Source organism: Streptomyces thermovulgaris, from assembly GCF_002155915.1.
GTDB classification, from domain to species: Bacteria; Actinomycetota; Actinomycetes; order Streptomycetales; family Streptomycetaceae; genus Streptomyces; species Streptomyces thermovulgaris.
In genome coordinates, this window is the sequence record NZ_MUME01000224.1 from 268 (window position 1) to 19,336 (window position 19,069).

17 protein-coding genes, 2 pseudogenes and 1 CRISPR repeat array are annotated in these 19,069 nt (G+C 68.8%); of the genes and pseudogenes, 9 read left to right on the forward strand and 10 right to left on the reverse strand.

The annotated features are described in order from the left end of the window. Window positions 1-384 precede the first annotated feature (384 nt). The 4 genes and pseudogenes from CCN35_RS18040 to CCN35_RS28960 all read left to right on the forward strand — a co-directional run. Window positions 385-1,227 (forward strand): helix-turn-helix domain-containing protein, encoded by an 843-nt coding sequence (locus tag CCN35_RS18040; protein WP_086793511.1) that lies wholly within the window; start codon window positions 385-387, stop codon window positions 1,225-1,227. Beyond that, window positions 1,209-1,418 carry a DUF397 domain-containing protein gene (locus CCN35_RS18045; protein WP_086793513.1) on the forward strand — a complete coding sequence of 70 codons (210 nt, stop codon included), beginning with the start codon at window positions 1,209-1,211 and terminating at the stop codon, window positions 1,416-1,418. Before CCN35_RS18040 ends, CCN35_RS18045 begins: the two co-directional genes overlap by 19 nt. Before the next feature lie 207 nt (window positions 1,419-1,625). Further along, window positions 1,626-2,118: a CRISPR direct-repeat array (repeat unit 30 nt; unit sequence GCCGGTGATCAACCCTGGAGGGATCGAAAC). A 399-nt stretch (window positions 2,119-2,517) separates the two neighbouring features. Further along, the gene (cas6, locus tag CCN35_RS18050) at window positions 2,518-3,054 is read left to right on the forward strand and encodes a CRISPR-associated endoribonuclease Cas6 (protein WP_245863252.1); all 537 of its coding nucleotides are present in this window, start codon (window positions 2,518-2,520) and stop codon (window positions 3,052-3,054) included. A gap of 175 nt (window positions 3,055-3,229) precedes the next feature. Further along, window positions 3,230-3,662: pseudogene (locus CCN35_RS28960) on the forward strand (transposase family protein); the annotation flags it as partial. A 15-nt stretch (window positions 3,663-3,677) separates the two neighbouring features. Here CCN35_RS28960 and CCN35_RS18060 read toward each other — a convergent pair. The 3 genes and pseudogenes from CCN35_RS18060 to CCN35_RS29570 all read right to left on the reverse strand — a co-directional run. Next, a complete protein-coding gene (locus CCN35_RS18060) occupies window positions 3,678-5,213 on the reverse strand; it encodes an FG-GAP-like repeat-containing protein (protein ID WP_086793515.1) in 1,536 nt (511 codons plus the stop codon). Between the two features lie 742 nt (window positions 5,214-5,955). Continuing rightward, window positions 5,956-6,264, reverse strand: a complete 309-nt coding sequence (locus CCN35_RS28100) for a hypothetical protein (RefSeq protein ID WP_143631621.1) — start codon at window positions 6,262-6,264, stop codon at window positions 5,956-5,958. Window positions 6,265-6,582: 318 nt separating this feature from the next. Continuing rightward, window positions 6,583-6,944: pseudogene (locus tag CCN35_RS29570) on the reverse strand (transposase family protein); the annotation flags it as partial. A gap of 120 nt (window positions 6,945-7,064) precedes the next feature. Here CCN35_RS29570 and CCN35_RS18075 point away from each other — a divergent pair. Beyond that, window positions 7,065-7,772 carry a hypothetical protein gene (locus CCN35_RS18075; protein WP_086793517.1) on the forward strand — a complete coding sequence of 236 codons (708 nt, stop codon included), beginning with the start codon at window positions 7,065-7,067 and terminating at the stop codon, window positions 7,770-7,772. On the opposite strand, the gene CCN35_RS28105 is transcribed toward CCN35_RS18075, so the two are convergent. Continuing rightward, complete coding sequence (locus tag CCN35_RS28105) at window positions 7,752-8,087, reverse strand: hypothetical protein (protein WP_143631624.1); 336 nt, start codon at window positions 8,085-8,087, stop codon at window positions 7,752-7,754. The two genes, CCN35_RS18075 and CCN35_RS28105, sit on opposite strands and share 21 nt — an antisense overlap. A 318-nt stretch (window positions 8,088-8,405) precedes the next feature. Between CCN35_RS28105 and CCN35_RS30255 the strand changes: the two genes are divergently transcribed. Next, window positions 8,406-8,531 (forward strand): helix-turn-helix domain-containing protein, encoded by a 126-nt coding sequence (locus CCN35_RS30255; RefSeq protein WP_158100418.1) that lies wholly within the window; start codon window positions 8,406-8,408, stop codon window positions 8,529-8,531. On the opposite strand, the gene CCN35_RS18090 is transcribed toward CCN35_RS30255, so the two are convergent. Then, window positions 8,517-9,140, reverse strand: a complete 624-nt coding sequence (locus tag CCN35_RS18090; RefSeq protein WP_245863248.1) for a hypothetical protein — start codon at window positions 9,138-9,140, stop codon at window positions 8,517-8,519. The genes CCN35_RS30255 and CCN35_RS18090 overlap by 15 nt on opposite strands. Before the next feature lie 310 nt (window positions 9,141-9,450). Continuing rightward, a complete protein-coding gene (locus CCN35_RS18095) occupies window positions 9,451-10,425 on the reverse strand; it encodes a glycoside hydrolase 5 family protein (RefSeq protein ID WP_086793524.1) in 975 nt (324 codons plus the stop codon). Window positions 10,426-10,487: 62 nt separating this feature from the next. Here CCN35_RS18095 and CCN35_RS18100 point away from each other — a divergent pair, with 62 nt between their 5' ends. Continuing rightward, window positions 10,488-11,162 carry a TetR/AcrR family transcriptional regulator gene (locus CCN35_RS18100; protein WP_086793526.1) on the forward strand — a complete coding sequence of 225 codons (675 nt, stop codon included), beginning with the start codon at window positions 10,488-10,490 and terminating at the stop codon, window positions 11,160-11,162. 358 nt (window positions 11,163-11,520) lie between these two features. Here CCN35_RS18100 and CCN35_RS29575 read toward each other — a convergent pair whose 3' ends face one another. Together CCN35_RS29575 and CCN35_RS18110 are read right to left on the reverse strand one after the other, a co-directional pair. Then, window positions 11,521-12,330 (reverse strand): SMI1/KNR4 family protein, encoded by an 810-nt coding sequence (locus CCN35_RS29575; RefSeq protein WP_245863249.1) that lies wholly within the window; start codon window positions 12,328-12,330, stop codon window positions 11,521-11,523. Window positions 12,331-12,413: 83 nt separating this feature from the next. Continuing rightward, the gene (locus CCN35_RS18110; RefSeq protein WP_086793528.1) at window positions 12,414-13,136 is read right to left on the reverse strand and encodes a TetR/AcrR family transcriptional regulator; all 723 of its coding nucleotides are present in this window, start codon (window positions 13,134-13,136) and stop codon (window positions 12,414-12,416) included. Between the two features lie 182 nt (window positions 13,137-13,318). Between CCN35_RS18110 and CCN35_RS18115 the strand changes: the two genes are divergently transcribed. After that, window positions 13,319-14,437, forward strand: a complete 1,119-nt coding sequence (locus tag CCN35_RS18115) for a serine hydrolase domain-containing protein (RefSeq protein ID WP_086793529.1) — start codon at window positions 13,319-13,321, stop codon at window positions 14,435-14,437. Between the two features lie 914 nt (window positions 14,438-15,351). On the opposite strand, the gene cutA is transcribed toward CCN35_RS18115, so the two are convergent. Together cutA and CCN35_RS18125 are read right to left on the reverse strand one after the other, a co-directional pair. Then, window positions 15,352-15,690, reverse strand: coding sequence for a divalent-cation tolerance protein CutA (gene cutA, locus CCN35_RS18120; RefSeq protein ID WP_067389188.1), 339 nt, complete (start codon window positions 15,688-15,690; stop codon window positions 15,352-15,354). A gap of 487 nt (window positions 15,691-16,177) precedes the next feature. Beyond that, window positions 16,178-17,584, reverse strand: coding sequence for a hypothetical protein (locus tag CCN35_RS18125; protein ID WP_143631629.1), 1,407 nt, complete (start codon window positions 17,582-17,584; stop codon window positions 16,178-16,180). Between the two features lie 447 nt (window positions 17,585-18,031). Here CCN35_RS18125 and CCN35_RS18130 point away from each other — a divergent pair, with 447 nt between their 5' ends. Beyond that, window positions 18,032-18,769 (forward strand): VOC family protein, encoded by a 738-nt coding sequence (locus CCN35_RS18130; RefSeq protein ID WP_067389184.1) that lies wholly within the window; start codon window positions 18,032-18,034, stop codon window positions 18,767-18,769. The last annotated feature ends 300 nt before the right edge of the window (window positions 18,770-19,069 follow it).

Below are 19,069 nucleotides of genomic sequence, written 5' to 3' on the forward strand. Positions count from 1 at the left end.
CGCCCTCCGCCGGCGAGGACGGAGTCGTTCCAAGGAGTGCGGACGTCCATCGCGGGGAGCTGGATCCCGGCACTGGTGAGAGCGGCGGCGAGGGCGTCACGGGCGGCGAGGGCCTCTTGCGGCCTGGGGACGGGAGTGCGGGGCCTGGGGCGCTCGGGGAGCGGATTCTGGTGTGACACGGGCGTCCCTCCAGTGAGACGAGGGGTCGGATGTGCGATTCGGGCACCGCGNNGCACGCCGTCGACGCGGTGCCGTTCCCCGCCCCCGGGCACACGTGCCACAACTTCCACGAAGAGCGCGGTGGGAGCGCGGGCACTGTGTCAGTACAGGCACGAAGGGCTTCCTGAACGGCCGACGACCAGGAAGCGCCGGAGGGGAGTCACCTTGCCGCAGCGACGCCTCGTCACGGGACGCAGCCAGGAACCGCGCCGGCGGTTCGCCGAGGAGTTACGACAACTGCGCCTCGCCAAAGGCGACAGCCTGCGGCAACTCGGGGAACGGCTGGGGTGGGACTGGTCGCTGTTCGGAAAGATGGAGAACGGGGAGACCCTGGGCGGCCCCGAGGTCGTCCAGGCACTCGACCAGTACTACGGAACGCCGGGGCTGCTGCTGGCGCTGTGGGAACTGGCACGAGCGGACCGCACGCAGTTCCGGGAGCAGTACCGGCGTTACATGGCGCTGGAGGCGGAGGCGACCAGCTTGTGGCACTTCGCGGTCAGCGTCCTGCCCGGACTGCTCCAGACGCCTGAGTACGCACGGGAACTCCTGGCAGCGGGCGGCCTCAAGGGCGAGGAACTGGAACAGCAGGTCAAGGCGCGCATGGGGCGACGGGAGTTGCTGGAGGGGGACGACGCGCCAACGTTTCGGACCATCCTCACGGAAGCCGCGCTGCTTACTCCGCTACGGGACGCAAGGGAGTGGCGAGCACAACTGGAGCATCTGCTGGAGATGGCAGACCGTGACAACGTGACGGTTCATGTACTGCTGAACAGGGTAGGGTTCCATGCCCTGTTGGGCTTTGACGTGTGGTACCTGCTTCTGCCCGACGGCCGGACCATCGCCTACACCGAGAACGGATACAGGGGCGAACTCATCGAGGAAACCGCCCCGGTTGTGCGCCTCCAGAAGGCGTACGATTCAGTACGCGACCTGGCGCTGTCTCCAGCCGAGTCGCGGAACTACATCTTGCGCACGCTGGAGGGAGTGCCGTGCGAATCGACGACCTGAGCGCTGCTTCGTGGCGCAAGAGCAGTTACAGCAACCAGGACGGTGGTGCGTGTCTTGAGGCGTCATATGACTTCGCGACCACCGTTCCGATACGTGACAGCAAGAGCCCGCACGGCCCTGTGCTCACGTTCGCGGCCGATGGCTGGGCCTCGTTCGTGACTGCCGTGAAGCGCGGTGAGTTGGGAACCTGACCTGCGTACAGGGCTACAGCGCCCCCAAGTCGACTGCGTTAGCGCATCGATGGCTTGTGCGAGGCGGTTCCGCGCTGCGATCGGCAGGAAGACCGGCAAGGGCTAGGAAGCGCTTTGACCTGCGCAGTTGCATTACTGGCGGAACGCTGCAGTTCTCCCCGCCGCAAGAGCTGCGAGGGCTTGCGTGACCTGCGGCTTTACCCTCGGGCCGGTGATCAACCCTGGAGGGATCGAAACCAGTCGACCGCGTGGTCCCAGAACGCCTCGCCGGCCGCCGGTGATCAACCCTGGAGGGATCGAAACATGACGACATGGGTGAGCGGGCCGGGCAGTCCCGCGCCGGTGATCAACCCTGGAGGGATCGAAACGTTCTGTGGCGAGTGGGTTTCCTGCCACCGTCATCCGGCCGGTGATCAACCCTGGAGGGATCGAAACAGTAGTCCCGAGACTTGCGCTCAGCCATGAATGCGCGGGCCGGTGATCAACCCTGGAGGGATCGAAACTGCAGGGCGAGGCGGAGCGCGTTGATGGTGTCGAGCCGGTGATCAACCCTGGAGGGATCGAAACAGTACGGAGCCCCACGACCGGTCTCCGATTTCGCCATGCCGGTGATCAACCCTGGAGGGATCGAAACGCGGGCACCCACAGGACGCAGTCAACGGGCTGCCCGGCCGGTGATCAACCCTGGAGGGATTGAAACTACGCGGCCCGCCTGCGCACGATCGCGGAGAGCTTGAACGCGACTTCGTGAAGCTTGTTCAGGCTCAGCCAGGCTCCCTCTACCACAACACCTGGCTTTTTATCGAGGTTTCCTACTTTCTGCCCCAGCCGGCATCAAGTCTCAGTACCGTGCCATGCATTGCGGCTGCAGCAGGCCGAGTGCTTTCGGATGCAGCCGGCCTCGGGATGGACATACGGATGCGAGGGGCTCTTGCGGGTCAGGGTTGACGTCGCGGCGGACGTGCCCTTTCTGGACTGGAGGGATGTACACGGTCCAGCGCGTGCCGTGCTGTACGGGTTGCTGGAAGACCAGGATCCGCAGCTGGCTCGTTCATTGCACGACAAGGGATGGCAGGGGCAGTCGCTGCGCCCGCTGGGGATGACGAGTCCGCAGTTCAGAGGAACGCCGCGGAAGAAGGACGTGTATCCGACGTCGCCGGACGGGTCGATCTGGTTCGGGTCGCCGGTACCGCAGATTGCCTCGACTCTCATCGCGGCGTTGGCCAAGCGCTCCGAGATCGTGTGGGGGGCCGCGAGGCTGCGTATCCGGGGCTTCGAGCTGGAGGTCCCCGAACCGGTGGTGGCGGACGAGAGCGCGTTGGTCGAGCTGGAGACTCGTACGCCTGTAGTGCTCAAGCACGAGGACCGGTATGTGCTGCCGGGGGACGGCCCGTACCTGGACCGTCTCAGGCACAACCTTGCGCACAAGGCGGATGTGCTCGGTCTGCCGGCGCCGCGAGAGGTGCGGCTGCTGGAGGCGGGGCCTCGACGCCGGTTCAGTGTGCGGGGCGCGCCGCGGATCGGTGCGCGGGTGCGGATCGGGCTGGTGGCGGATCCGCGGTTCGTGGACGCGTTGCGATCGTGGGGGCTGGGGCTGGGGCTGGACACGGTCCAGGGTTTTGGGTGGATACGGTGAGCGCGACCGCGGTCGTGCCGGGCGTGGTGACCGCGACGGGGCATCCGTTGCAGTGCGCGGGCGCCTGGGCGGTGGCGGTACCCCTGCGAACTGCGGCTTTACCCTCGGATCGTTGATCAACCCTGGAGGGATCGAAACTTCGCGGCAGGAGTTCAGCTGCCGAGAAAACCAGGGCGACGGCCGCGCACGCCCCCTCGCCTTCACCGTCACCGCGGGCCAGGCCGGTGACGCACCCGCCTTCGAGACGGTGACGGCCCGCATCCGCGTGCCCCGCACCGGCCCGGGCAGGCCCCGGACAAGGCCCCTGGCCGTTCCGGCCGACCGCGCCTGCTCCTCACGCGCCATCCGCAGCCATCTGTGACGCCGGGGCATCCGCGCGGTCATCCCACAGCCGTCCGACCAGATCGGCCACCGCCTGCGGCGAGGCCGGCTCGGCGGACGTCCGCCCGGCTTCGATCGCGAGGCCTGCCAGCAGCGGAACACCGCTCGAGCGGTGCATCAACCGGCTCAAGCAGTGGCGCGGCCCGGCCACACGATGCGGCAAACTCGCCATCGCCCACCAGGCCGCCCTCCACCTCGCCGGCATCCTCATCCGGACCCGACGCCGGCCAAAGAGACAGAACCTAGTCGTCGATCGCCGCCCCGTACAGTGCGTCCGTCGGCAGGCCGCCGAACGTGCTCAGGCTGTAGGTCCAGGAGCCGGAGGTGGTCAGGCCCGTGCTGCCGGCGGAGAACACCCAGACGCAGCCGTCGTTCGTGTTCTCACCGGGTGTCGAGACGAGCAGGCCGAAGCGGCCGTCGCGGTTCGGGTCGGTGAAGGAGACCTGGCTGCCGAACTTGTCGCCCTTCTCGACGGTGCCCGGGACGTTCTTGGTGTCCTGGTGCACGGACAGTGCGCCGGTGGACGTCAGGCCCTTGGCCGAGCCACGCAGGACCGTGACGGCGCCGGCGTCGGCGACGGCGCCGATGTCCTCGCCCGCGACGCCGATCGCCACGTCCGCGTATCCGTCGCCGTTGCTGTCGCCGACGGAGAGGTCGGTGCCGAAGCCGTCGCCCTGCTCGTTCGTGCCCGGCACGCCCGCCGAGTTCTGGGTCCACCACACGGGAGGGGTGCCCGGCCCCTCCCGGCCGGCGGGGCCGTCCGCACTGCCGTAGTAGACGCCGACCACGCCGCCGGTCATGTTCTCGCCGCCGTCGTCCGGGCTGTGCGGCTCACCGGTGACCAGGTCGTCGTAGCCGTCGCCGTTGATGTCGCCGGACGCGACGACCGGGCCGCCGCGCACCGCGGTGATCGGCAGCGGCTTTTCGTCCGACGCGGTGCCGGGCAGGATGTACGACCAGCCGTGGCCCGGCTCGTCGCCCACGCTGGTGCCGGAGACGACCAGGTCGGCGAAGCCGTTGTTGTCGTAGTCGCCCGTGGTCATCGACTTGGGCTGGATGCCCGGCGCGTCGTCGGCGGAGGCCTGGCCGAGTGCCTTCCGCGGAGGCGAGGTGAGCGTGGTGCGCGACTTCTGCACCGGCCGCCGCGCCTGCGCGTCCGCGCTCCTGGCGGGCTGGGGGGCGGGCTCGAAGGTGTGGATCGTCAGCCCGACCGAGTCCATGACAGCGAGGGAGTCGCCCGGAGTGCTGTCTCCGAAGCGGGCCGCGGCGAGCGAGGTGCCGAACCGGCCGCCCGCGGTGACGCGATCGGACTGCAGCCAGGTGCTGGCCGATCCGGTGAGGCCCTTCGGCGTGCCCCACAGGACGACCGCGCCGCCCGCGTCGGCGACGGCGCCGAGGTCCTCGCCGGGGATACCGATGATCGCGTCGTCGTAGCCGTCGCCGTCGAGGTCGCCGGTGGCCAGCGACGTGCCGAAGCCGTCACCGGTCTCGGCGGCGCCGGGGACGCCCGTGGAGTTCTGGCTGAAGGCCTTGACCCTGGTCGTGCCGATGCCCTTGGGCCCGCCGTACTGCACGGTCACCATGCCGGCGCCCTTGTGCCCGCCGACCGTCGCCCCGGGGCTGCCGATGAGCACGTCGTCGTATCCATCGCCGTTGAAGTCGGTGTTGCGGTCGTTGGCGTGTGTTCCGCCGTAGACGCTCGGGGCGGTCGCGATGACCGCGCCCGTCACGAGGAGAAACGATGCCGCCGCGACGGCGGCCGAGCGGTGCTTGCGCATGAGAGGCTCCTTGGCTCAGATACGACCGGCTGGCTCGGGGCGCGAGGTGTCCGTACAAGTCCCGTTCCTCTGTCTGGTGACGTGTTTGACGCCGTATGGGGAGGAAGGGTTGTACAAGAGGCATGTCTCTTTTGCTAAAGAAGATCACCTTTTCAGGGCGCGGTGTGCGGCCCGTGCAACACCCGCACAAGCCCCCGTTGCAACAAGGGTTCCAGCGAACCGCCCCGGCCGTACGACAAGCCCGACGTACGGCCGACGTACCTGGTCAGCGGCACACTCACCCGCCCACGCCGACCCCGTGACACCACATCAGTTCACCGACGAGGCGAAGCCGAAGCCACCCCGCACCCCCGCTGCCCACCAACTGCCCCTGCGATTCAGCAGCACCGGACGCAGCGCCCGACCGGCCCGGCGCCTCGCCGTCCAGCAGCCCACCGAGTGAACCGGCCTCCCGCACGACGCCGAACCCGCCCGGACCGCCGCCCTCGTCACGGCCGAGTCGGCGTCCAACGCGATCCGTCACAGCAGCCTTCCCGGCCGCGACTTCCGGCTAATGCTGCTTCTTCTGCCGCACGGCCTGCGGATCGAGGTGACGGATCACCGCCCCGAGCATCTGCCCCGCACCCCACAGCCCCGCCCCCGTCCGCCGACGCGACATCGGGCCGCGGCCTCCTGCTCGTCGAGGTGCACGCGGACCGCTGGGGCTGCACTGCCCACGACGCGTACACCAAAACGGTCTAGGTCAATACATCTGGAGCTTGTGGCCCTTCACCAGGACTGACAAGGAGCCGTCGGGCCTCACCCAGCGCAGTTTCCTGATGCCGTCGTAATTGCGTCCGGTCCGGAAGAACGCCAGCCCGACCACGAATGACACGAAGACGGCGGCGAAAAGACCGCCGACCAGCAGCATGCTCGGTGACTGCTCCGGTTTCCCTTCGTCGACCGGCTTGCTGCCGTAGTGGAACAGCATCGGCAGCCACACGACCAGCGACCACAGCAGCAGCGCGCCTACGTACCGGTATGCGCGCTGTTTCGTTCGCGCCTTCCGCACACTCTCCACTGTCACGGACAAGACGCGCCTGCACCGCGGACACTCGACCTTGATCGAGGTCTGGCCTGTCTCAGGGCGTATGAAGTCGGGTGACGCAATGCTGTGGAGCTGTCACTTCGAGGTGATGAGGTCCCCGTGGACCTTGGCGTCGATGAGGCAACTGAGCCCCACCCGGTACTGTCGCTCGATCTTCGGCGCGTTCTTCACGCTCTCCCCCTTCTCGACAGGCACGGGGAGCCGGCGCGCCCCACATATGGATCACAAGTGTGGCGCACATGATCCGATCGTCAACACCCCCTACTGAACGATGAGTCATTTTCATCCTCTGCGGTAGTTGGTCCCGACGTGGTTCAGGACGAGGACGGCTTGCACGATCGCGGCGGCACGGCGTGGGCAGCAGCGCGGCTTGACCAGGATCTTCCAGGGCTTGAGCGTGGCGATCGTTCATTCAGCGCGGGCGTGGATCTTCACATGGGCGCGGTTGACCGCCTTCTGCCGATGTGACAGCGCCCCCTGTAAGGACGCCGCTTGAACGGCATGCGCACGGTCAGCGCGTCGACGATGCCGTGGGTGAGGGCGGTGGTCAGGCCATGAGTTGAGCCGGGCAACATCGGGTGAGCCTCGTCCAGGAGTTCGGCATGTCGGACAGCAGCAGCGTCAAGCACTACGATCTTGGCTCCTCGAAACCCAGCGACGCCCTTGCCGGGTCCTGGCGACAGCGGGGACGGATGCTTGGACCCTGGCCGAGAGCAGCAGCAGGACCGTACGGCCGGCAGGGTAAGGGGGAAGGTGGACGGCCGATGAACGACGTGTACGCGCACCGGGCACCCGAGGAGGGCGAAGACGGCGGCAAGAGCGGTCGTGGTGGCCGTCGTTGGTGGCTCATCGCAGGCGTGGCCGTCGGTGTGCTGGCTCTCGCGAGTGTCGTGATCGCGGCAGGGTGGCTTCTCGACCGAGCCGCCGACCGTGCGGTGGAGCAGGCGGCGGAGGCGAGGTGGGCCGAGGGGGTCACGCCGGAGTGGATGAGCGAGCAGATGGGCCTCGACCTCCCGGACACGGCCCAGTCTCCTCAGGCGGCGTACCAGGTCACGTCCCGCTTCGACACGGGCCTGCTCACCTTCACACTGACGAGGTCCGAGGCGAAGAGCTACCTGAAGGAGCATCCCCCGGAGGGCACGTGGCTGGAGCCGTCCTCCGCGCAGACCGACATCACTCCGCATGACTTTGCGTACCTCGGGCTTCCGGAACCGGAAACGCTCAAGGACGGCATGCGCTATGGCTACGTCTGCCCCCGCGCTGCCGAGTCCACCGAGGCCCCAGGTGCCTCCGGCACCCCTGACAGCCCGTATGGCACGTCCGCTCCCTACGGCACGTCCCGCAAGAGCTGCGTCCGTCTGTACGCACACGAGTACTCACCGAAGCGCACTCGGATCTACCTCCGCGCCTACTTCGAACCCGGCATCAGCCCTCTTCCTGCGACTCCGTCCTCATCGGCATCGGCGGACTGAAGGATCCCGACGCTGCCGGGTGATCGCCGAGGAGGGAGGAGCTGCGGCGAGGGCCACAACAACAAAAGCAAGATGCTCAAGCAACAGATGTTCGGCCGGGCCGACGAAGACGCCTACCGCAGCTTCGTCAAAGGCCCCGAGGGCGACCCGCTCCTTGCCGCACGACTTCTCATCCCGCTGCGCTACCGCCGGCTCAAGCAGTTCAAAGCCACCTTCGACCACGGCCTCGGCGTGCACATCACCGACGGCGACTACGACCCCGTCCTCGTCGTCCAGCACGAAGGTGTCGAGCAGGTCTGCACACTTGTCTGCCACTGGCCGGCCGCTGCTGACCAGACCGCTTCCAGAGCGGAGTCAAGCCACTGCTGCTGTTCTGCGGAACCGAAGACCCTGCAGAATGCCGTGCTTCGTTCCGCTGCGGCGGAACACAGCATCAACAGCTCGGCGTCCGTGAGATCCATGAGATCCGTGAGACCCTCCATGGCAGTGACCTCCTGTGCCCGATGCTCCAGCTGTAGAGCGTGACGTGATCTTCATGCTCTGGATGCGGCTTGTCTCCAACGGCGGGATGACCGCCCAGGAACGCATGCGACGCGAGGCGCTGCGTCCGGTCTGCAAACCGCTGGGCTGTTCGTGGCCGGGGTCAGTGTTCAGGGGGTCGCCGTGCTGCTGCGGGTGACACCGAGGTCCGTCTGCCGGTGGCGGCGCGCCTGGGCCGCTGGAGGACCGGCGGCGACGAGGTCCTCAGCCCGCCGATGAGGACGGTGTTGCAGGAAGAGGGCTGATGCCCGGCTCGAAGTGGGCGCGGATGTAGAAACGGGTCCGCTGGGGCGAGAACTCGTGTACGTACACTTCGACGCAGCGTTCGTCGGACATGCCATAGGGGTCGGACACGCCGTACTGGCTGTCAGGGGTCTTGGAGACGCCGGGATTCCCGGTGGACTTGGCAGCGCGGGGGCAGACATCGCCATAGCGCACGCCGTCCTTGAGCGTTTCCGGTTCCGGAAGCCCGAGGTGCGCGAAGTCATGAGGAGCGACGCTGGCCTTTCCGGAGTGCGGCTGCGGCTCCAGCCACTTGTTGCCCTCCGGGGGATGCTCCTTCAGGTAGCTCTCCGCCTCGGACCTCGTCAGCGTGAAGGTGAGCAGGCCCGTGTCGAAGCGGGACGTGACCTGGTACGCCGCCTGAGGAGACTGGGCCGTGTCCGGGAGGTCGAGGCCCATCTGCTCGCTCATCCACTCCGGCGTGACCCCCTCGGCCCACCTCGCCTCCGCCGCCTGCTCCACCGCACGGTCGGCGGCTCGGTCGAGAAGCCACCCTGCCGTGATCACGGCGCTCGCGAGAGCCAGCACACCGATGGCCACGCCCACGGCAAGCCACCGGCGGCGGCCGTCACGACCGCTGCCGCCGTCTCCGCCTTTCTCGGGTGCCCGGTGCGCGTACACGTCGTTCATCGGCCGTCCGCTCTCTCCTCAGTCCTGCTGGTCGTTCGGTCCTGCTGTTGCTCTCGGCCAGGGGTCAAGCGTCCGTCTCCGCTGTCGCCGGGCCCGGCAGCGGGGCGTCGCCGGCTCGGAAGAACCGAGAGCGTAGTGCATGCGTTCGGGAGACGCTTCAGTTGCATCCTGTTCGATCTCCATGGGGAAGCGAGGGCACTTCGGTTCCGACGGGCGGACGGAGGCATCACCGGGCGAAGACGGCCGAGGGGGTGCCCAGCTCGTCGATGAGGCGGCGGTAGGTCTCGAAGGCCGGCTTGGGGGTGTAGTCGTCGCGCAGGAGTCCGAAGTGGTGGAAGAGCCCCTCGGCGCTGCTGTCGGCGTCGCGCAGGGCGAAGAACGAGTAGCCGTCGATGTTGAGGTCGGTCGCGAGGGCGGCCACGGTCCGGACGACGGTCTCGAGGGTCGTGGCCTGTCGCTGCTCGGGGCGGCCGGGGCCGGTGGGCCAGCCGTTCTCGCAGACGCGGATCGCGACGCTGTCCGGGATGCCGGCCTTCGGCAGGTCGGTGCGCCGGAAGGCGGTGAGGACCGCGGTGACCGCTCCGGCCAACTGGCTGGCGGCGATGGGGTGGAAGACGTCGGGGAAGAAGTCCAGGCCGACGTAGTCCAGGCTGGCCAGGAAGCGTGCGTCGGCTCGGGCGGCGAGTTCGGTCCAGAAGGTGTCGGCCGGATGGAAGGTCGGCACGGCGTTGAAGCCGACGGCCAGAGCGTGGCCCAGGGCGCGAGCCTCCTGCTTGGCCGCGATGACTCCCTGGACGAGCGCGTCCAGGACGTTGGGGGTGCTGCCGTCGACGACGGGGAGGTTGGCGTTCGGTTCCTCGCAGATCTGGAGTGACGCCAGGTGCGGTCCGTGGGCCCGGACGGTTTCGCGGACGAACTCCAGCCACCCGTCCAGTCGTCCGGACGGCTCGCGGAACTGCAGCACGAGGTCGAGTTTGCGCCCGTGCCGGAGGTAGACCTGCGGGTCGGCGGGCGTGGGCGGCTGCGGTGTCACGGTGGCGGCGAACGAGCGGTAGGCGCGGACCGACAGCGCGGCCGTGGCGCCCTGCAGCGTGTCGAGTGCATCGGTGATGCGGTCCGGAAGATCCGGCCGGACCGGGTGGACGATTCCCTTGTCGTCACCCAGGAGCCCACCCGGATAGATGCCAAAGGTCAGGGTCATGGTCGCCGTGCTCCCCAAAACTTGGTGTCACTACAAAATTATGGTGACACTATCATTCGGGGATGGGCCTTCGAGAGACCAAGAAGCAGCAGACCCGCACGGCGATCGCCGACGCGGCACTGGCACTGTTCCTGGAGCACGGCTTCGACCGGGTCACGGTCGCCGAGGTGGCGCGGCACGCGGGCGTGTCCACCAACACCGTCTTCAACTACTTCCCCACCAAGGAGGACCTCTTCTTCGACCGCCAGGCCGAGGCCGAAAGCCATCTCGCCACGCTGGTGCGCGACCGGGTACCCGGAACCTGCCCGGTGGAGGTCGTCCGGGACGACCTGCTGACCGCCCTGCGACGGAACGAACCCATGCTCGGACTCCACCCCGGCGCACTCAGGTTCTGGCAGGTCATCCACGACAGCCCGGCCCTGCGTGCACGCGAACGCGAGATCGGCGAACACGCCGAGGCCGCACTCGCGGCGGCTCTGGCCGACCATCCGCCGACCACCGCCACGACACCGGACGACACCGGCCTTTCGATGCCCGCACTCCTCGCGGGCGCCATCGCCGGGACGCACCGGGCAGCCCTGCGCGAGCTCCGACGGCGCATCATGTCCGGCGAACCGCCGGCACGCGCACGCGACGCGGTCGCCTCCGCGGCGTTCCGGGCATTCGACCTGCTGTGCGCCGGACTGCACGCGGACACCGGCGAATCGGCACCGCGGGAACAACGGCCCCCTCAGTAGCCCGGGCCGCCGACGGCGTCACGCAGAAGCGGAATCAGCCGACGAGGTCACCCTCAGCCGACAGCGGGAGTGCCCACGACGGGGGCAGGCGGCGGCATCGGTGCTGTCGAAGCCCGTGAACATGTCGGCTCGCTTCTCAGCGGGGACTGCTTCCTGAACCTTCCTGAACCAGTGAACAGGCGCTGCCGTTCTCGCGAACACGGGCGCAGGTGTCCAGCCGCCGCGAAGCCGGCTGTCCGCGGTTGCTCCGACCTGCACGGACCGGATGGCGTGAGACGGGCGGGCCCGGTTCGACGGCCATGGTGGCCGTGGGGCGGACACGCCCGTAAGGGATGGCCCCGGCCTCCCCACATGCCTTTTACCGGTGGAGGATCTGCGAGTTGGGTATGAACCGGTTCCTGTCCTCGGGGTCGACGATGTCGTCGATGCCGGTGAAGTAGAACGACGCCGTCGTGCCCGCCACCACCTCGAGGAGGAACTGGCTGCACGACATCGGATGGACCTCCCAGAGCGGGCCGCGTCCCTCGTTGAGGAGAACGGTCCATTCCTCCGGCTCGGCATCGGGCCGCACCAGCCAGTACAGGAAGTGTCCCGCACCATCCACGTACCCCCAGGGCACCAGCCTGACGTCGTCCTCATGAAGCTCCGGCGGCTTGTCCTCGCCGGCCTCCCACAGCCCGGTGAGGATCTCCTCGCGTTCCGCGGTCTGGGCGACCAGGTCGTACAGCGCGTCCGGGCAGCCCGGTTCCAGCAGCCAGAGAATCCCTGCGAAGAGCCCGCCGCCGTAGAAGAGCCCGCCGCCGTACCACTCGACGAGCCGCTTGTAGTCGGCCGGCAGGGCAGTGCCCAACGCCTCCTCCACAGCGGCCCACTCCACGGTCCGGCCACGGCCGGGCGGCGGGCAGAGACGCGTCAGCGGTTCGGTGTGGCGCAGGCTCCGGGCCGTTCGTATGTCGCTCGGCAAGGCGCTGAACCGCGGTGGGGTCCTGGTGGCGTCCAGCACCACCGCACGCATCCGGTCACCGACCGCGGGGCGGGGCGTGTTCGACCACCATGAGGGGTGTTCGGTCCGGTCGATGAAACCGTCATGTCCGTCCGCGCGGACGGCGATCCCCGCCCGGGTCACGGCCGTGACGACCACGTCGTACTCCTGGTGATCGGCAAGCATGACGTCCACCCTGCACCATGCCGGCGGACAGGAACACAGCGGGCGGACGGCCCGAGGCTTGGCACCCCTCATTTATTGGTCGCCTATTGGCCGTCCGCCGTGCCTGTCGTCGTTCGGGCGTTTGACGGCGCTCCCGGGCCGGTCGGCCGGCTCGAGCGGATGGATGCCTCGATGTGGGCGAGGTGGGCGGCGAGGATCTCCTCGAACGCGGCACGGCGGTCCGCCTCGAGCGGGCGGATGTCGCGGGCGAAGTGGGCCAGGGCCGGGAAGCGTTCGGGGTCGGCGCCGAGCACCGCGACGCGGAACAGCTCCATGCTCTGTTCGTGCTCTTCGTGGGTGACGGTGCTGAAGCCGGCCTCGGAGGTGATCAGCGCGGCGAGGAGGACCGCGATCCGGTGGTAGTGCGCCGGGATCTCCTCGTCGGGCAGCCCCGAGGCGCGCAGGGCTTGCAGCACCTCCTCCATGACCAGCCGGGAGCCGGTGCCGCTTGATGCGTAACGCCCCCAGACCGCGGCGAGTTCGGGCTGCTGTCCGAAGGCCTCTCTCACACGCAGGGCCAAGGACGTGATGCGCTGCTTCCAGTCGCCCTCGGGGCGGTAGCCCTCCAGAGCGGCCAGGAAGATCCGGTCGGCGACCGCGCGCAGCAGTTCGGTCTTGCTGCGGAAGTGCCGGTACAGGCTGGAGGAGTCGGTCCCGAGGGTCGCGGCCAGCTTGCGCACGCTGAACGACTCCGCGTCGCTCGTGCGCAGCAGCTTCGCCGCCGCATCCAGGATCTCTTCGGTCGTCCAACGCCGTCGGCCTGCCATCGTGCTCCTCTCGTCAGATCTCAGACTACCTGTGCACTTGCTTGTGCACTTGGCGATGCACGCACCGCGTGCATAATGAGGACATGGGCGTGCCGAGGAGCCGGCACGCCGCTCGTGCCCCGTTGCCCGGGTCAGGCGACCGAGGCGGAGCTCACCCCGGGGAACACGAAAGGACGCATGACATGAAGAACCCACTGGATCGCGCGGCGCTGGACGCCGCTCTCGAAAACGTCCACCGCGCCGGGATTCCGGGCCTGTTCGCCGAGGTACGGGACGGCGACCAGGTCTGGCGCGGCGCCGTCGGGGTCGCCGATGTCGCCACCGGCCGACCCGTCACCGCCGACATGCGGCACCGCGTCGGCAGCGTCACCAAGACCTTCACCGCCGCAGCGGTTTTACAGCAGGTCGAGTGTGGTCGGATCGGTCTCGACACGCCGATCGGCCACTACCTTCCGAAGCTGGTTCCGGGAGAGCGCGGTGACAGGATCACGGTCCGGATGCTGATCAACCACACCAGCGGCCTCGCCGAGTACCTCCCGTACGCCTATCCCTCCCTCAGGGCGCTCCCCGACGTCGCGGACACCAGCCCTCAGAGCCTGGACGACCTCCGGTTCGCGCGGTTCGACCACACTGAACTGATCAGGATGGGGGTCACCGCACCTGCCGTCGGCGCCCCGGGCGGCACCCCGGGCGTGTACTCCAACACCAACTACCTGCTCCTCGCCCAGCTCCTGGAAAAGGTGACCGGCACCACGGCCGAGCGGTACATCACCCGGAACGTCATCGAGCGCGCCGGGCTCCGGGACACCGAACTCCCCACCGGGCCGCACATCAAGGGGCCGCACTCGCGGCTCTACGAGGCGTGGTTCGGCATGATCGACCCGCCGCGCGACTACAGCGTCTACGACATGTCGTGGGTGGGGGTGTCGGCCTCGCTGATATCGACCGTCGCGGACCTCAACCGCTTCTACCGCATGCTGCTGGCCGGAAAGATCGTCAGCCCGTCGTCGCTGGAGCAGATGCAACGCACTGTCCCGGTCGTCTCCCAGCAGGGAGAGATCATCGACTACGGCCTCGGCCTGCACCCGATGGAGGAACCCGGTCAGGGCACCTTCTGGGGCCATGGCGGCACGGTCTGGGGCGGTGGGACGCTGGCCATGACCCGTGCCGACGGCAAGCGGCAGATGGCGGTCGCGGTGAACATGCAGAGGTGGAACAGGCTCGACTCCTCCGGCAAGCCGCAACCTCATCCCATCGACGAGGCGCTTGCGGCTCTGTACCGCGTGGCGATGTACGGCTGACCGGGCCGGGACACGGCACCACGGGGGAGTTCCGTGTCGCACACCTGCCCGTGCCGGCTGCGCCTGGCCGCCGAAGCGGCGTCACCTGCCCACCGCGCACCGGTGGGTCCGTGACGCCTGGGGGCCGGAAAGCTCATCTCCACCGATCACAGCCGTGAGTACCTGGAGCGGGCCGCGCTGCTCGCAGGGGCCCACGGGCCCCTGTGCATGCGGCGCGGCGAAGCCGATGACGACCCGTGGCCGGCCGGGACCGTGAGGGGAGAGGGCGGTGGCACCGTTCAGTCCGTACCTGAACTCCGACATCCGGATCCCCTTGTTCCCGGTGAACCGATCAGTGCCCCGGGGGCTGCGGCTGCACCCGTTGGTTTCCTTTCCCCCAGGTTCTCCCTGCGGGTGCGGCCATCCTCGAGGTGCACGACGACATTCAGGAAGCCGACCCCGGAGCCGACCTCGACAGCAGGCCCGGCAGATCGGTCGCGTACGAGGCGGGCCGCATCCCGCCGGGGTTCGCACGGCCGGTCATCGCCTGGTCGGCGGCTCTCGCTGTTGCGCGGAGAGGCCGACGGGAGGGCAGGATGCCCGGCCGAGCTTCGGGGCGCCGTCCGATGGACTCCCTGATCCTGCCGGTGCACGGGCAGCCTGGTCGGCAGGAGCCCGCCGAAACCGCCGACCACGCGGCGGGCCGGCTGGGCGGGGAGCTGTCGGAAGCGGGCGTCGTCGTACGGGGCGATGGACGGCTGCGCTGCTGCGCGACGGCGGCATCGACCAAGACGCCTACGCATCACACCAGTTCGTTGCGACTGCCGAGACCCGCCCACCCCCGTGGGCCGGGCTCGCGCTCGGGCCGTTGCCTCCCGGCTGCCGCTTGGTGAGCGCAAGCGCGCGTGACACTTCCAGTGACGCCCAGCGTGGCATTACTCGGTGGACTGCGGCGCCGCCTCCTTGGCCACCCACGCCAGGTAGGCGTCCGATCCCCCGGTCACCGGGAGGGTGATCCACTCGGGAACCTCGTAGCTGTGCTCCTTGGTCACCCAGGCCTGCAGCTCCGGAAGCCGCTCCGCGGTCGTCTTGTAGGAGATTCGCCATTCCGTGGCCGTCTCGACGGCACCCTTCCAGCGGTACACCGCGGTGAACGGCTGGTCGATGTGCGCACAGGCGGCCAACCGGTTCTCGATCGCGCCACGCGCCAGGGCCTTCGCCTGCTCCTCGTCGTCAATGGTCGTCTGCGCAATCACGATCTCGCTGCCGGCCATACGACTCTCCTTCCAGGTCGGTGCCATACGACCCTAACCAGCCGCCCCGGGGTTCGGCGTCTCAAGGCTCCCGGAGGCACGGTGCCGTCAGGAACAGAGCCGTTCGGCGGCGCCCTGGGCGATGAGCCGCACAGGCCTGGCGTACCGGCTCGGCTGGACCACCTCGTGCCCGGAGCCCGCCAGAACCCGGCGTGTCGAAGCCGATACCGGTCGAGTGCCGATACCGGCGTCGCACGCACCGAGGCCGTCTGCGGCGGGCTGGTGGGGAGCGCTGCTGCACGAGCCGCGGATCCCGAGGACCCTCAAACCCGGGCCCGGCCCGGCGAATCCCGCGACGGGCCCGGACTTCTCGACCGGGCCCGGGGCATGCACCGCGCTGCTGCACCGTGACCGCCTCGACCACAGGGGCGGCTGCCAACCGCACGCCGCCCCACCCCGTGGTTCCGTCCGCCACTGGCGCCGGTCTGCGCGGTGCTCGGCCCGGGCGTCAGCGCTCCTGACGCAGCGACACCCGGAAGTACCCGTTGCCGTCGGGGCCCGTGAAGATTCCCGCGCCTTTCACACCGGTCGCATAGGGCACCTCGACCCCCTCCAGCACCTTCGCCGAGTCCGGGCCGGCGGTGAGATCGACCTGGGCGACGACCAGAGCGTTGTCATCGGCGACCGAGTCCTCCTGAACCTCGCCGTACGCCGTTCCGTCGTCGCGGATCGAGGTGATCGCGATCGACTTGCGGTTGCCGTCTCCCGCCAGGCAGACGCCCTTCTTCCGCTGCAGGTCGAAGGCGACGGGACCGGCGGCGAGGTAATGGCCTCCGGGTGAGACGACCACCGGGTGCTCACGCTCCGGACCCACGTTCCTCCCGAGGCCTTGGTTACCGAGCTTGTACCCGCAGGTCATGACGGCCTGGAGGCGTCCCGTGCGGATGTCGTGCACGGACCACACCGGATCGGTGTCGGAGCCGGGGGCCTCCCAGCCGGCGAGCAGATGCCCGCCACCGGCGCCGTACACCATGCCGTTCCAGTCATTATCGGCGAGGCCGGTTCGCGCGGCCGTGCCGTCCGGACGTATGTCTTCGCTGAACCAGCGGCCCGGTATGCCGAAGCCTCCGTCGTCCATGCTCACCAGCGGGCCGTCGGCAGTGGCCGCTGTTACCCGGGGGTCCGAGCACGAGCTGTCCTGCGGACACGGGAGCATGGGTTCGTCAAATCGGTCATAGGTGACGGTCTTGCCCGTGGCCACGTCCACTGCGGCGGCCGGCATCGGATACCTGCCCCGTCCGCCCCAGCCGACCAGCACCCGGCCGCCCTCCGTGTTCAGCCGCACCTGCCCAGGGCTTGCCTCCACAGGTACGTCGATCTGCCGCAGCGGCTTCACCGACGTACCCGTCGCATCGGCGGGATACACCAGAAGGCGCATCACCTCGGTGCCCTTGTGCAGGGCGTCCTTGCCATGCAACCCGTGGGCGTACGCGACGACGTACTCGCGCCCGTCCTGCTCGACGACCGCCACGCCCGGGATCTCCGCCTCCTTCCCCTCCGACGGATCACCGGCTGCGCCCTCCAGCGGCGTCGGCGGTTTCCACGGCGCCGACGTCCAGCGGACCCGGCCGGTGTCGGCGGCCCGTACCTTGAGCGTGTAGCCGTCGGAGGCGGAGTGCAGAAGGACGACCGCGCCCGCGCGGGGTGCCACTGCCACCGGAAGGATTGCCGCCGACTGGGGCACCCAGCTCAACGTTTCGTCCCAGCCCTTGCCCGCGTCGTAGGCGGCCGGCAGGGTCAGCTCGACGAGAGGCTTGGCTTGGCGGGAGGAGTCCGGGGGAGCGTCCTCACTGCTGCAGCCCGTCAGTGAGACGGCCATCAGCAGCACCGTTCCCACCACTGCACCTGCGCGCATGCCGTGTGTTTCTCCTATCCCCCTGTGACGGTCTCTCCGACCGTCGGTGATCAAAATCGATCGACGAAGGTACCAGGGAAGCGCACAAACTCTTTTCCGCTTGAGCGAGGTGACGGACCGTTCATCCCTGTTCATCCCCGCTCATCCCCGGGGCTCCCCGCTCGAGGGCGTTCCGAGGCCTGGCCATGCGCGTCCGGGACGATCGTCAGCAGGGCGGTGCCCAGCCACTGACAGTCCTTATCCGTCTCCGACGGCATGGCCCGCAACAGGCTGCAAGCGCGACGGGTGGCCGCCTCTGGAGTGAGGGGCGGCTTGACCGCGCCCTCCTGCGTACACCCTGCGTACGCGAGGACTCGCAGGGTTTCGACGTGAGCGGCGTGTCAGCGTCGGGGCGAGCCCGCAATTAATGACGGTGGCCGGACCGGCGGCAGCTTCTAGGATCCGGACATGGCAACGAGGCTTGTGCAGATCAACATGAAGGCCCGGGACGACTCCGCGCTCGGTCGGTTCTGGGCGGAGGCACTCGGCTGGGGCATCGACAGTGAGGCACCCGGCGTGACCAACCTCGCGCCCGTGGACTTCACCTACCCCGATCCCGCGGCCGTCTGCATCGACATCGTCGCCAGCCCGGAACCGAAAACGGTGAAGAACCGGGTGCACCTTGATCTGGCCACCACCTCGACCGCCCATCAGGCGGAGTTGGTCGAGCGTCTGAAGGACCTCGGCGCGACGCTCGCCGACGTGGGGCAGGGGGACGTCCCCTGGACGGTCATGACCGACCCGGAGGGAAACGAGTTCTGCGTCCTGGAGCCCCGTCCGATCTACCAGGACACCGGACCGATCGCCGCAGTGGTGGTCGACTGCACCGACCCCCGGACAATGGCCCGGTTCTGGGGTGAGGCGATGGACTGGACACTGCACGAGGTCACCGACACCTACGCGGTCCTGCGCTCCTCCGAAGGGGTCGGCCCCTACCTGGAGTTCATCCGAACCCCCGACACCAAGAGCGTGTGGAACCGCGTCCACCTCGACATCAGCCCCTACCCCGACGACGACCTGGAGGAAGAGGCGGCCCGACTGCGCTCCCTGGGCGCCACCGACCCGGACATCGACCAGTCCGGGTTTCCCTGGACGGTTCTGGTCGACCCGGAGGGCAACGAGTTCTGCCTCCTCACTCCTCGCTGACCTCGAGCAACGGTTTCGACCGTTGCGGGGGAGCGGCGGGGACAGCGTGGCGTCGGCGGATGCCACCGGGGGCGGCCCGGTTCTCGTAGGGCTGTGGCGGACGGGCAGGCGACGGAAGGCGGTGGCCCGTCTGGGCTCGTCGCGGTACATGTGCAGACCTCACTTGCTAGAACGCGGTCGGCGTCCCTTGTCGGAGTGGCCCAGGCCGCTGATCAGGGCGGGCGGCTGCAGACGCCACTTGGCCGTAGCTGTGCGAGAACAGGGCGACACCGTAGTCGGTGCCGGATGACGTCATCCGGC